We start from the raw sequence: 12,937 nt of genomic DNA, 5'->3' as shown, positions 1-12,937 counted from the left end.
GATCCGCCTGAAATTGGCACCTATCGCTTGTTTTCCGGCGCCGATGCTACCCGGCCGCCCGCGCCGCGTTCATGCGGCGTTCGGCATGGGCCGTCACGCGCGTTTCGGTGAGGAAGGCGTCGACGGCGCGAGGTTCGTCATCGCGCGAGATCGCGAGGTCGGTGTAGTCCAGCCGGCGAGGGTCCCCGAGGGCGCGGCGCATCATCCATTTCAGCCGCCCGAAGGTCACGGCGAGCCGCGCGAACGTGACGGCGCTCGCGGTCCAGTGCCAGGGGTAGAACAGCAGCGGGTTCTGCCGCGGCAGCCCGTGGCGGCGCTGGCGGCGGCGGCGGATGCGGACGAGGCCGCTTTCGAGCTTGGCGCACCCCTCCAGCCGGACGGCCTCGCGATAGCCGAGCAGACGGTTGACCGTCATGCGTCGCTTGTTGGATTTCAATGCGGCCATGCGGCGCATGATCGTGTTCATGTGCTCGTAGCTGTAGAAACTGCGGTGGGCCTCGACAAAGGCCTCCTCCCATTCCCTGTCGCTCATCTTCGGGTGATGGGTGACGCGGTGGTTGAGGTCGTATTTCGACATGTCCGGGTCCATCCACGTGCCAGCCTCGTAGAGCTTCTTGTGGTCCTCGCTGCCCGGCAGCGGCGTCAGGTAGTTCAGATAGAGCGTGTCGATCGGGAAAGTCTTCTTGATCACCTCGATGTCGTGCAGGATCGACGCCTTGGTGTCGTTGGGAAAGCCGATGATGTAGCCGCAGGTGATTACGAGCGGATACTTCTTCCAGGCGAGGAACATCGCCTTGTAGTCCTCGACCCTGTTCTGCCGCTTCTTGGCCGCCTCCAGGCTGTCGGCGTTGATGTTCTCGAGGCCGATGAAGATCTGGTCGCAGCCGGCGCGGTGGCACTTCTCGATGAAGCCCGGCAGCTTGTGGGCGAGCGTGTCGACCTGAATGGCGATCTGGAAGCGCATGCCCTCCTTCTTCAGTGCGATCAGCCGGTCCAGAAACTCCTCCCAATGCTTGTTGCGGGCGAAGTTGTCGTCGGTCAGAAAGAAGCGGAAGATGCCCATTCTCGCATTGTGGCGGATGATCGCCTCCAGGTCGTCGGCGGTGCGGAAGCGGCTCTTGCGGCCCTGCACGTTGATGATCGTGCAGAACGAGCACTCGAACGGACAGCCGCGCCCGAGGTCAAAGCTCGAGTAGTTCGACAGGATGCGCGTGATCTCGCGCTTGCCCAGCATCGGCAGGGGGGCGCCGGCCAGGTTGGGGGTATGCTTGACGTGGTTGTAGATCGGCTTGAAGGCTCCGGCGTGGCCGTCGCGGATCACCTCGTCGATGCGGCGATCCTCGGCCTCGCCGGCAAAGAAGGAGATGCCGAGGGCCTGGGCCTCGACGAGGTCGGGCGGCAGTTCCTTCAGCATCGACAGGCAGCCCGAGACATGGAAGCCGCCGATGCAGACCGGTACCTCCCGCGCTCGGAATGCGCGGGCGATATCGACGGCGCGGGGAAACTGATTGGACTGCACGCCAATCAGAAAGACCAGGAGCTTGCGTCCGGCGCGCCCGACGTCGCGCATGATCCGGTCGGGGTCGACCTTCTCGTTCGCCTCGTCGATCGCTGTCACGTCGATGTCGACGCTCCCCAGGACGCGCCGCCCGATTGCGTCGCCGACAATGCCGGCGACACAGGCGAGCGAGTTGGAAGGAATGAGCGAGCGCCACCATTGCAGCGGATAGCCGTCGTCGTCGTAACGCGTGGGCTTGATCAGGTAGAGATGCACGCCATTCATTGGATTGCCTCACCTTGTTTGGCGGGCATCACAGCGTCGGTTCGGCGGCAAGTCAATCGCCGCTCTCGGCAAATCAGCGCGGGGTGCAGTCATTTCGACCGTTCGGTGGCCAATGCGCCACAGCTCCGCCGTTTGCAGCCGCCATGCAATTCGGGCGGGCATGACGACTGCGGGGCTGAGTATCAAAGCTCCAGGTGGTGCCGCCACCCGGCCGATGCCCGGCGGGTCGCGACCGCCCGCAGCGGCGGCGCTATGCGACCGTCTGGCGTTGGATGCCGAGGCCTTCGATCGAAACCTCCATGCGATCGCCGGCCTTCAGATAACGCGGCGGCTTCATGCCCATGCCGACGCCGGGCGGTGTGCCGGTGGTGATGACGTCGCCGGGCTCGAGGATCATAAACTGGGAAATGTAGTGCACGAGGAAGGGCACCTTGTAGACCATCGTGGCCGTCGAGCCGTTCTGGACCCGCTCGCCGTTCACGTCGAGCGTCATGGCGAGGCTCGTCGTGTCGATCTCGTCCTTCGTGACCAGCCAGGGGCCGATCGGTCCGAAGGTCGGGCACCCCTTGCCCTTCATCCACTGGCCGCTGCGTTCGATCTGGTAGGCTCGTTCCGAGATGTCGTTGCAGATGCAATAGCCGGCAACGTAGTCAAGCGCTTCGGCCTCGGACACGTAGGACGCGCGGTCGCCGATGACGACGGCCAGTTCGACCTCCCAGTCGGTTTTTTCCGAGCCGCGCGGGATCAGGATCGTGTCGTCGGGGCCGACGATGCAGGAGGGCGCCTTGTTGAACAGTACCGGCTCGGGCGGGACCGCCATGCCGCTCTCGGCGGCGTGGTCGGCATAGTTGAGACCGACGGCGATGAAGTTGCCGACGCGGCCGACGCAGGCGCCGAGCCGCTCGCCGGCCGGGGCCAGCGGCAACGAGGCAGGGTCGAGTGCCTGCAGCCGCTTGATGCTGTCCCGGCCAAGCACGTCGCCCGACAGGTCGGCGACGATGCCGGAGAGGTCCCTGATGCTTCCGTCGGCGTCGACCAGTCCCGGCTTTTCTGCCCCCGGCTTTCCAAAGCGGACAAATTTCATGTGAGCCTCCACGGTTCGGGCCGGCCAGACGGCAGGCAGATGACAATTCGGTTGCGCTTCACCTTCCATGAGTCCTAGATGGAGTCAATGATTTTCGAAAATCAGAGATATTTGGCAAAAAGGTCGCCATGAACGACAGGACCAGGCCGACGGGCAAGACATTGGCGGGCGACGCCTACGACAGGATCCGGGCGGAAATCCAGGCCGGACGGTTTCGACCGGGTGACCGGCTGCGTTTCGCCGAACTGCAGGCGCTCTGCGCCATGAGCGTAACGCCGGTGCGGGAGGCGCTGGCGCGACTGACGGCTGAAGGTCTCACCGTGCTCGATGATCACCGGGGTTACAGCGTCGCTCCGCTGTCGCTTGCGGAAATGCGCGACATCACCGCCAACCGCATGCTCTGCGAAGGGGAGGCGTTGCGCCTTTCCGTCGAACGGGGCGATGCGGACTGGGAGGCACGGCTGGTGGCCGCCCATCACCTGATGGCGCGGCTGCCGCAGGGACGCGACGACATGCCGTCGGTCATTCGCGACGACTGGGATGCACGGCACGCCGCGTTCCACCAGGCACTGATCTCGGCCTGCGGGTCGCCGGTCCTGCTCGACATCTGTGCCCGGCTGTTCGGCCACGCCGATCGTTATCGCCGGGTGTCGGTGAGCCTGTCGGGCGCGCAGCGTGAGGTGGAGGCCGAGCATCGCCTGATCATGGAGCGGGCGCTGGCGCGCGATGCGGACGGAGCCGTGGCTGCGCTCAGGGCACACTACCAGACGACGGCGGACGCGCTCGAGCGCTTCTTCGAAGGCCAGGCCGCGGCTCGGGCCTAGCGCACTGCCGGATGCGACAGCCCCAATGCAAATCCCCCCGCAAGCCGCTTGGCCTCGGGGGGAGGGGCGCGTCCATAGAGGACGTCTGGTTACTTGTTGGCCTCAGCCGAAGCCACGCGGGTCGGCGACGGCGTCGGCACCGGCGTCTCGATCGAGGAGCCGCCACCGATCGCCACGTTCAGCGCGACGTAGTCGGCCGCCAGGTTTCGGATCGCCGCGGCGAGCGTCAGGCGGCTGTTTGCGACGTTGCGCTCGGCGTCGAGGACGTCGAGGATCGTGCTGGCGCCGCCCTTGTAGCTTTCACGCGCAAGCGACAGCGCCTCTTCGTTCGAGCCGACCAGCCGGCGCAGTGCCGCCACGGTCTGGTAGTCGCGGGTGAGGGCGGCCTGGGCGCTCTCGACCTCTTCGATGGCGTTCAGCACGGTCTGCTTCCAGAGCAGGTACTGCTGCTTGGCCTGCGAGTCGGCGATGTCGACCTGGGCCCGCAACGCACCGCCGGTGAAGATCGGCGCGACCAGCGTCGGGCCGAAGGACCAGGTGGTCAGATTGCCTGTTGCGGCCGCGGCAAAGAGGCGTGACGCCCCGATCGTGCCGTCGAGCGTCAGCGTCGGATAGAGCTGCGACTCGGCGACGCCGATCTGCGCCGTGGCGGCAGCAAGCGTGCGTTCGGCGCGGCGGATGTCCGGCCGGTTGCGGACCAGGTCGGCTGGGATGCCGGATTGCGCCGAATGGCGCGGCATCGGCTGGCCGCTGCCCTTGATCAGGCTCGGAGTGATGCTCGACGCCGGCAGCCCGAGCAGCGTGGCGATGCGGTTGGCGTCCCGGTAAAAACCGATCTCCAGCGGCGGAATCTCGGCAAGCGTCTGGTTCACGAGACCTTCGGCCTGCACGACGTCGAGGCTGGAAGCCGCCCCGGCGGCGCGAATGTCCTCGGTCAGTTGCAGGGTCTCGCGCCGTGAGGCCAGGTTAAGCCGGTTCAGTGCCAGCGCTTCCTGGAAGAAGCGGGCGCTGATGTAGGTCGTCGTCAGCTCCGACAGATAGGCCAGTCGGGCGACATTGACGTTGTCATAGGCGGCATCGAGCGAAGCGTTCGCCGATTCACGGGCGCGCTTGTACTGCCCCCACATGTCGAGGAGCCAGGAAGCGCCAGCGCCGGCCGACAGGCTCTGCTGATTGGTGTGGCGCGATCCGGTGGTCCGCTGCAGGAACTCGCCATCCTGGCCGTCGGCCGTCGCGTCCGCACTGGCATTGATCTGGGGCCAGGCGCCGGAGCCGGCAAGAACCACGTTGGCCTGCGCCTCGGAAATGCGCTCGAGAGCGGTCAGCACGTTGAGGTTTTCGTTCATTCCCTGCGCGACGAATTCGTTCAGGCGCTTGTCCCGGAAATCTTCCCACCACGGATCAAGGGTGGTGTCGCCGGCAGACTTTGCCGACGATTCGGAAAATTTGCCCGGCACGGCCGCATCGGGAGTGTTGTAGTCCGGACCGACGACGCAGCCTGACAGCAGCAGCATGGTCAACGGCAAAAGGGATCTTGCAATCTTCATGGTCTTCCCCGAGCCGCGGCGAGCGGCGGCTCCACATGATTGAGTCCAGAAAACGGTTCGCGCACTATCCCCTCTCATGGTTAACGCACAAACAACGGCCCAAGGGCAGAGTTAACAATGCCCAGAATCATCCCGGCCACCATAACTATATGGAAAACGTTGCCAATCCGTTTTTTTGCGCCGAGGGGCAGCTGGATCGAGCAATTCACATCATCTGTTGCCTTTTGGTCCCGGTTCGGCCACCGACGGGGCACGTCAGCGGCGCGCGGCGCATCGAATTGCGCCTTTTGCGCGAAGTCTTGATGTCTGAAAATGGACTGTTCCGCCCAAATTTCGGGCGAATGCCCACATATTGCGATGCGCAAGCCTTTTTCGTGAACATGCTGCATGTGCGAACTATTTTTCGCGAGAGCGATTAGTCGTACGAATGCGGCGCAAAAATTTCCCAAAAATCTGCGGTTCAAGTTGACAAGGCAGGCCGTTCCACTTATTTCATCGAACAAGCGTGGAAGACCCACGTGAAGAACCCTTCCCCATCAATCCCCACCGCTATCTATGCGTGTGGGCAACCAAGAGGAGCGTGACATGCATCGTAATGCCCGCATCGCCTCCATTGGTGATGTGTTCTCCTGTCTCGGCACGAAATCTGGAATGTGGCTTCCGGTTCTAAACCGAATGTAGCCCGTCTCCACTTCGACAGAAACTTTGACGTTCGCCGTGTTTGCGCATGGCAGGAGTGACTATGGAAAAGCAAGTTATTGAGTTCGGCGGCGAAGCCGTCGGCGTTGTCGTTCCCGATCAGGATCGGCTGAAGTTTGTTGCCGTGAAGTATTATGTTTGGGATCTGGATTCGCAGCGGTTCGACTCCGTCGACGAGGCGCGCGCCGCGATCCGCAGGCTCATGAGCAATCCCGATGCCGGGGGCCGCCGCACTATTGCTCGCGACCTCACGGCCGCCTGAAATCCCCCTCTGTTCGGGCGCCGGCTTGGACAATGCCGGCGCCCAGGACTACCATCCATCCCGCATGCCTCCGGCGGCCGGCCGGAGGCGGAAGCCGCGCAACGCTTGAACGGATGGTCCGCGCCATGACCCATGCTGCCTTCTCGCCCCACAATGTCGCGGTCGTCACCGGAGCCGCCTCGGGCATCGGTTTGGCCGCGGCGCAGCAATTTGCAGCGCTCGGCATGCGGGTCGTGCTCGCCGACTTGGCCGGGCCGCGGCTGGATTCCGCCGCTGCCGCGGTGGCGCGAGGTGCGGCCGGCGGCGAGGCCGATGTGATGGCGGTGGCGACCGACGTCGCCGACCCGAACGCCGTCGCGGCGCTACGCGAGGCCGTGCTGGCCCGGTTCGGGCGCGTGCACGTGCTGATGAACAATGCCGGCACCCAGCCCGGGAGCGGCATCCTGGGGCCGCGTGCGCACTGGGAAGCGGTGCTGGCAGTCAATCTCTGGGGGGTGATCAACGGCAGCCAGGCCTTCGTGCCGGGCATGGTGGAACATGGCGATGCGGCCGTCGTGATCAACACCGGCTCGAAGCAGGGCATTACCACACCTCCCGGCGATCCGGCCTACAACGTCTCCAAGGCCGGCGTGAAGGTGTTCACCGAGGCACTGCAGCACGATCTGCGCAATCGCGGCGGCTGCCGCGTCAGCGCGCATCTCTTGATCCCCGGCTTCGTCTTCACGCCGCTGGCGGCGCAAGGGCGCGCGGAGAAGCCTGCCGGCGCCTGGACTCCGGAGCAGACGATCGGGTTCATGATGGAAAGCCTCGATCGCGGTGACTTCTACATCCTCTGCCCGGACAACGACGTCGACAGGCCGACGGACGAGAAGCGCACCCTCTGGGCGGCCGGCGACATCGTCGAGAACCGCCCGCCGCTGTCGCGCTGGCACCCGGATTTTGCAGAGGCCTTCAAGGCATTCCTCGACAAGGGCTGACGGCGCGCCGGCGATGACCGGCAAATGGTGGACAATGCGTCCACCTGCGCCGGTCTGGTCTGGAGCCGGAAATCCTGCTTGTGTGTCGTTCCACGGAGAACGATCATGACCAGCGGCATCCATCACATCACGGCGATCACGCGCAAGATCCAGGCGAATGTAGACTTTTATGCCGGCTTTCTCGGGCTGAAACTGGTGAAGCGTACCGCGGGCTTCGAGGATGCCGACCAGTTGCACCTGTTTTATGGCGACGCCACCGGCGCACCCGGCACGCTGCTCACCTTCCTGGCGTGGGAAGACGGCTCGCCCGGACGGGCCGGTGTCGGCCAGGTCGCCGAGATCGCACTCTCGATCCGCCCCGAGGCAATCGGCTTCTGGCTGACGCGGGCGCTGAGCTTCAACATCGCGCTGACCGGGCCGGCACAGGAGTTCGGTGAACCGGTGCTGCGGCTGAAGGATCCGGACGGCATCATCGTCAAGCTCGTCGGCGATGGCGGATTGCCGGGCGCCAACCCGGGACCGGCGCGGGGCATCGCGGCCGAGGACGCGATCCTGCGCATCCGCGGTGCCACGATCTATAGCGACCAGCCGCAGGCGACGGTCGATTTCATCTCGAGCCATTTCGGGTTCCGGCCGGTGGCGGAAGCCGGCGGCGTCCGGCGGCTGGCCGGTGATGCCGCCGACGTGCTCGACATTCGCGACGCCGGCGGGTTCTGGGCCTCGGCGCCGGGGACCGGCACGATCGATCATGTCGCCCTCAGGGCGCCCGACCGGGCGGCGGTCGAGCGGCTGGAGGCGCGGCTGCACGCCCAACAGGCGGGCGAGACGAACATGCACGACCGCACCTATTTCTATTCGCTCTACGTGCGCGAACCGGGGGGCGTGCTTGTCGAGTTTGCGACGGACGGGCCGGGAATGCTTGCCGACGAACCTGCCGAGGCGCTGGGCACGAAGCTGTTCGTTCCGGCCCATTTCCGCGGCGACCCGGTCGATGTCCGGGCGCGGCTGCCGCAATTTTCACTTCCAGGAGAAGAAAGAATGACCGAACGCGACCTGCCTTTCGTCCACCGCGTCCACCGGCCGGAGACGCCGGACGGAACGGCGCTCGTGCTGCTGCATGGAACCGGCGGCAACGAAACCAGCTTGCTGCCATTCGGCGCCCGTATGGCTCCGAACGCCACGCTTGTCAGCCTGAGGGGGCGCAGCACCGACGAGGGCTATCCGCGCTTCTTCCGTCGACTGACCATGACCACGTTCGACCAGGCCGAAATCCGTTCCGAGGCCGAGGCACTTGCAGCCTTCTTCGCGGACGCCAACGCCGCCTACGGGCTCGATCCGGAGCGGACGGTGTTCCTCGGTTACTCCAATGGCGCCAACATGATCGGCGCGACCATGCTGCTGCAACCCGGCGTGATCCGCAAGGCGGTGCTGCTGCGGGCCATGAACGTGCTGGAGCAGGTGCCGCCGTCGAACCTGACGGGCGCCAGCGTCCTGATGGTCACCGGCGAGACGGATCCCTACGGCCCACACGCGGCGTCCATCGAGCAAGCGCTGACCCGTGCCGGCGCCAGCGTGGAGAACCGGCTGCTTCCGGCCGGGCACGACATCGGCATGGCCGACCTGGAACTCGCGCGCCGGTTCGCCGAGGCGCTCTGGCGCTAGGGAAGGGGGGCGGCGACGGTGCCGCGCCTCAGCCTTTCGTTTCGCGTACGAAGTCGACGAAGCCTTCGACGAAGGCGCGAAGGCGTTTTTCAGTTGCTTCATCCACCAGCTTGCCGTCGGCATCGAAGACGGCACGCGCCTTTGACACCATCAGCTTCTTGCCGAACCACGGCCGCGTGCCGAGCGTGCGCATGACCGGCAGCCAGGCTTCCTGCGACAGGAGCGTGCCGAAGCTGCCGGGCGAGGCGCCGGTGATGGCAAAGGGCCTGGCCGAGAAGACGCGGGGAATGTCGCTGTCCGGGCGCGTCATCCAGTCGATGGCGTTCTTGAGCACGCCGGGGATGGAGTTGTTGTATTCCGGCGTGAACAGCATCACGCCATCCGATCCTGCCACCAGATCCTTCAGCCTCTCTGCCGCTTCCGGCACGCCGCTGGCCGCCTCCTCGTCGCCGTCATAGAGCGGGATGCCGCGGATCGAACCCTCGACGAACTCCACGCCCGCCGGCGCCATGGCGATGGCGGCGCGCATCAACGCGGTGTTTAAGGAGCCCTTGCGCAGGCTGCCGGAAATTGCGACCAGCTTCGTCATCTCGTTCTCCCTGGCATGGCGCGCTGGGTGGGAACACCCGTCACGCGCGACAGTTGGTTTCGATCATGACACGAAAACCCCGGCAGGAACGCAATGTTCCTGCCGGGGACGTTCGGCGCATGGGTGTTTGCGCTGTCCCGCGGCGGCGCGTCGTCAGGTCAGCGGCTTCAGCTTGGCCTCGATCTGTTCGCGTCGCGGCTCGAGGAAGGGCGGCAGGGACAGCGTCTCGCCGAGGCTGTCCAGCGGCTCGTCGACGGCGAAGCCCGGACCGTCGGTCGCCAGTTCGAACAGTACGCCGTTCGGCTCGCGGAAATAGAGCGAGCGGAAGTAGTAGCGTTCGACCTCGCCGCTGGAGGGGACGCGGAAGCCGCGGATGCGTTCGGTCCAGGCGTGCAACGCCTCGATGTCTGGCACGCGGAAGGCGACGTGGTGAACGGCGCCGGCACCCTGGTGGGCGGCCGGCAGGTCCGGCTCGACCGCGACGTGCAGCTCCGCCGCCGGTCCGCCTTCGCCCATGGAGAACACGTGCACCTCGCCCGTGCCGTCGGGCGAGGGGTAGGTCGACGTCCTCTGCATGTTCATCACGTGCTCAAGCACAACTTCGGTGTTGGCGATGTCGGGCACGCTCATCGTGATCGGGCCAAGCCCCTTGATCTGATGCTCGGCCGGAACCGGGCTCTTTTCCCAGGGGTGGGACGGGGCGCCGCTGTCGTCGACGGTGAGCCGGAAACGCTGGCCCTCGCCGTCTTCGAAATCGAGCGTCTGGCGGCCGCCGACCGCACGGACCTCCCCGGCCTTCACCTTCAGCTCGTCGAAGCGCGCCTTCCACCATTGCAGCGTCTCGAGGCTGCCGACGCGCAGGCCGGTGCGGGTGACGCTGTGGGTGCCGCGACGCTCGCGGGCAACGGGCCAGTCGAAGAACGTCAGGTCCGTGCCCGGCGAGGCCAGACCGTCCGCGTAGAACAGGTGGTAGGCGCTGGTGTCGTCCTGGTTCACGGTTTTCTTTACCAGCCGCAGACCGAGGGTCCGGGTGTAGAAGCGCAGGTTCTCCGGCGCATTGGCGGTGATGGCGGTAAGGTGGTGGATGCCAGTCAGTTGCATGGTCATCGGGGTCTCCTGCCTTCGTGAGGCGATCTGAACGATACGTCTGTTCACCGCTATATCGCCTCCTGCCGGCCTCCCATAAAGACGGCACACAGAGAACGCTCAGTGCTGCATTGTTGAACGAATGCCGCGCGACATAAAGCCTTGTCTGCAGCGATGCAAAATGCTGCGCATATTTTGTGCGTTGCACAAGAACGAGCATCGATGCTGCCGGCTTATTGGGCGCGGCGGGCAAGGTTTCAGCCGCCTCGCGCCGCGACCGCCTGAGAACGGCACATTCCGGGGTTGGCACGTTTCCTGCTTGCAATCAGTTGGTCCAGAGGGGGCCAATAGAGAAGCGTCCACGAAGATCGCTCCGGCAATGCCGTCGTCCAGCGCCCGCGAGCCCAAGCTCCGGCCCTGGCGGCGGCATTTCTGTCTTGCCGGCCCCTGGTGGCGACGGCCGAGCCCACCTCAGACGTCGTCGCGGCTGTGTGCCAGGACGAGCCTGACGTCGTTCTGGTCGAGCATGCGGCGGACGTCCGCCGGCGGTTCCGCATCGGTGACAAGCATGTCGTAGGTGTCGGGCGCGGCGATCGTGATCGGCGCCGAGCGACCGAATTTCTGTGCGTCGGCGACGATGATGCGGTTCTGCGCCCGGCGCGCGGCGACGCGGGAGATGTCTGCCTCCTGCATGTCCTGCAGCATGAAGCCGGAGCGCGCGTTGACCGCCGTCACCGATAGAATGGCATGCTGCAGGTTGAAGCGCTCGATGTATGTGATCGCCTCGATGCCGAAGGTGCCGGCGTCATGGGCGCGCAACTCGCCGCCGGCGAAATAGACGCGGTTGTTGTTGCGTGTGGCCAGCGTGTGCGCGACGGAAAGCGAATTGGTGACGATGAAGAGGTCATGGTGCTTCTGCAGGGCAACGGCAATGAAGGCCGTGGTCGAGCCGATGTCGAGGAACAGGCTGTCGCCGTTCTTGATCATCGTGGCAACCTTTGCTGCGATCAGGCGCTTCGGCTCCGGGTTGACGTTCATGCGAAAATGCAGCGGCTGCTCCGTGACGCTGTCCGTGATGTGAACGCCGCCGTGAACCTTGGTGACGAGGCCGCTCGCCTCGAGGGTGCGAATGTTGCGGCGGATCGTCTCCTCGGATACGCCGAGGCGTTCGGCAAGGAACTGAATGCGGCTCGAGCCGCCGGCAAGCCGCAACTCGTCCAGGATCTCACGCTCGCGGTGGTTGGATAACGTGGGTGTGCTCGCCGTCGTGTCCATTCGTCCCCCCTTCTGCCGTCCGGCCGACGCCCGATCCGGCGGCTCCGGTGAATGCCGTGCTTTGCGGCTGCGGGGTCGGGAGCGAGGTCCCAGAAAGCCCAAAGTAGCCACGCCACGTCGTCAAGTTCAGTCATATTTTACAACAAAAAGCCATGGCAATGTTAGAATTTGTGGAAATTCCTTGACAGCCAACGGTGTGTGCGGAAACTTCGAAAAAAATGAGCGGGCCGGACGGGCGCGCCGGGGAAGCGAGCAGAAATGGACTTGGCGGCGCTGGAGACAATCCGTTCGCTGCCTCTTTGGAGCGGCGAGCCGGAGATCGCCGTCCTGAAGGGGGGGATCACCAATCGGAACTACCGGGTCGACGACGAGGGGCGGACCTATGTCGTGCGACTGGGAGACGACATTCCCGTCCATCAGATCAGTCGTCACAACGAGGTTGCCGCAAGTCGCGCCGCCCACGCCGCCGGGATCTCTCCGGCGGTCGTGCACCACCAGCCGGGCGTGCTCGTGCTCGACTATGTTAGCGGCCGGACGCTGACCCCGCAGGACGTGCGGTCCACCGCCTATCTCGAGCGGATCGTCCCGCTGGTGCGGACCTGCCACCGCACAACCGGCCGCCACTACCGCGGCAGCGCCACGATCTTCTGGGCCTTCCACGTGATCGAGGATTACGCGGCGACCCTCACCGAGGCCGGCAGTCCCTACTTTTCCCGGCTGAAGGATCTCTTGAAGGTGTCGCGGGTCCTGGAGACGGCCGCGGGCCCCTACGAGATCGTATTCGGCCACAACGACCTTCTTGCCGCGAATTTCCTGGACGACGGCAACCGGCTGTGGCTGGTCGACTGGGACTACGCCGGCTACAACACCCCGCTCTTCGACCTCGGCGGGCTCGCCTCCAACAACGAACTCAGCGAGATCCAGGAGCAGTGGCTGCTCGAGACCTATTTCGAGCAGCCGGCCAGCGGCGACCTGTGGCGGCGCTATCAGGCGATGAAGTGCGCCTCGCTGCTGCGCGAGACCATGTGGAGCATGGTGTCCGAGCTCCATTCGACCATCGATTTCAACTACGCCGCCTACACGGCCGACAATCTCGCCCGTTTCGAACGGGCCTATGACCATTTCCGGCAGTCCGGGGCATGAGGAGCG

At 65.2% G+C, this 12,937-nt stretch carries 12 protein-coding genes; 6 read left to right on the top strand and 6 right to left on the bottom strand.

Features of this window, described 5'->3' with window-relative positions; translation table 11 throughout:
- Window positions 1–46 precede the first annotated feature (46 nt).
- Both ACXAGF_RS14770 and ACXAGF_RS14765 read right to left on the bottom strand, forming a co-directional pair.
- Complete coding sequence (locus ACXAGF_RS14770; RefSeq protein ID WP_475018151.1) at window positions 47–1,783, bottom strand: B12-binding domain-containing radical SAM protein; 1,737 nt, start codon at window positions 1,781–1,783, stop codon at window positions 47–49.
- Window positions 1,784–2,033: 250 nt separating this feature from the next.
- Window positions 2,034–2,867, bottom strand: a complete 834-nt coding sequence (locus tag ACXAGF_RS14765) for a fumarylacetoacetate hydrolase family protein (protein ID WP_475018150.1) — start codon at window positions 2,865–2,867, stop codon at window positions 2,034–2,036.
- A 128-nt stretch (window positions 2,868–2,995) separates the two neighbouring features.
- On the opposite strand from ACXAGF_RS14765, the gene ACXAGF_RS14760 reads away from it, so the two are divergent.
- Complete coding sequence (locus ACXAGF_RS14760) at window positions 2,996–3,691, top strand: GntR family transcriptional regulator (protein ID WP_475018149.1); 696 nt, start codon at window positions 2,996–2,998, stop codon at window positions 3,689–3,691.
- A gap of 89 nt (window positions 3,692–3,780) precedes the next feature.
- Here the strand turns inward: ACXAGF_RS14760 and ACXAGF_RS14755 are convergent, their stop codons facing one another.
- Entirely contained in the window at window positions 3,781–5,238 is a 1,458-nt protein-coding gene (locus ACXAGF_RS14755) for an efflux transporter outer membrane subunit (protein ID WP_475018148.1), read from the bottom strand.
- 35 nt (window positions 5,239–5,273) lie between these two features.
- Between ACXAGF_RS14755 and ACXAGF_RS14750 the strand changes: the two genes are divergently transcribed.
- From ACXAGF_RS14750 to ACXAGF_RS14735, 4 genes are all read left to right on the top strand, one after another.
- Window positions 5,274–5,657 carry a hypothetical protein gene (locus ACXAGF_RS14750; RefSeq protein ID WP_475018147.1) on the top strand — a complete coding sequence of 128 codons (384 nt, stop codon included), beginning with the start codon at window positions 5,274–5,276 and terminating at the stop codon, window positions 5,655–5,657.
- A gap of 323 nt (window positions 5,658–5,980) precedes the next feature.
- Window positions 5,981–6,199, top strand: coding sequence for a hypothetical protein (locus ACXAGF_RS14745; RefSeq protein ID WP_475018146.1), 219 nt, complete (start codon window positions 5,981–5,983; stop codon window positions 6,197–6,199).
- 125 nt (window positions 6,200–6,324) lie between these two features.
- Window positions 6,325–7,176, top strand: a complete 852-nt coding sequence (locus ACXAGF_RS14740) for an SDR family NAD(P)-dependent oxidoreductase (protein ID WP_475018145.1) — start codon at window positions 6,325–6,327, stop codon at window positions 7,174–7,176.
- Window positions 7,177–7,281: 105 nt separating this feature from the next.
- Window positions 7,282–8,838: a VOC family protein gene (locus ACXAGF_RS14735; RefSeq protein WP_475018144.1), complete on the top strand. Its 1,557-nt coding sequence runs from the start codon at window positions 7,282–7,284 to the stop codon at window positions 8,836–8,838.
- 28 nt (window positions 8,839–8,866) lie between these two features.
- Here the strand turns inward: ACXAGF_RS14735 and ACXAGF_RS14730 are convergent, their stop codons facing one another.
- The 3 genes from ACXAGF_RS14730 to ACXAGF_RS14720 form a co-directional block, all read right to left on the bottom strand.
- The gene (locus tag ACXAGF_RS14730) at window positions 8,867–9,427 is read right to left on the bottom strand and encodes an NADPH-dependent FMN reductase (protein ID WP_475018143.1); all 561 of its coding nucleotides are present in this window, start codon (window positions 9,425–9,427) and stop codon (window positions 8,867–8,869) included.
- A 153-nt stretch (window positions 9,428–9,580) separates the two neighbouring features.
- Window positions 9,581–10,534 carry a ring-cleaving dioxygenase gene (locus ACXAGF_RS14725; protein WP_475018142.1) on the bottom strand — a complete coding sequence of 318 codons (954 nt, stop codon included), beginning with the start codon at window positions 10,532–10,534 and terminating at the stop codon, window positions 9,581–9,583.
- A gap of 450 nt (window positions 10,535–10,984) precedes the next feature.
- The gene (locus tag ACXAGF_RS14720; protein WP_475018141.1) at window positions 10,985–11,788 is read right to left on the bottom strand and encodes a DeoR/GlpR family DNA-binding transcription regulator; all 804 of its coding nucleotides are present in this window, start codon (window positions 11,786–11,788) and stop codon (window positions 10,985–10,987) included.
- A gap of 258 nt (window positions 11,789–12,046) precedes the next feature.
- Between ACXAGF_RS14720 and ACXAGF_RS14715 the strand changes: the two genes are divergently transcribed.
- Window positions 12,047–12,931 (top strand): choline/ethanolamine kinase family protein, encoded by an 885-nt coding sequence (locus ACXAGF_RS14715; RefSeq protein WP_475018140.1) that lies wholly within the window; start codon window positions 12,047–12,049, stop codon window positions 12,929–12,931.
- Window positions 12,932–12,937 lie beyond the last annotated feature (6 nt).

The sequence above is a fragment of the Mycoplana sp. ABR4_002 genome, assembly GCF_056159645.1.
The sequence above is the reverse complement of the archived record's forward strand: the minus strand, read 5'-3'. Positions and strand labels throughout refer to the sequence as shown.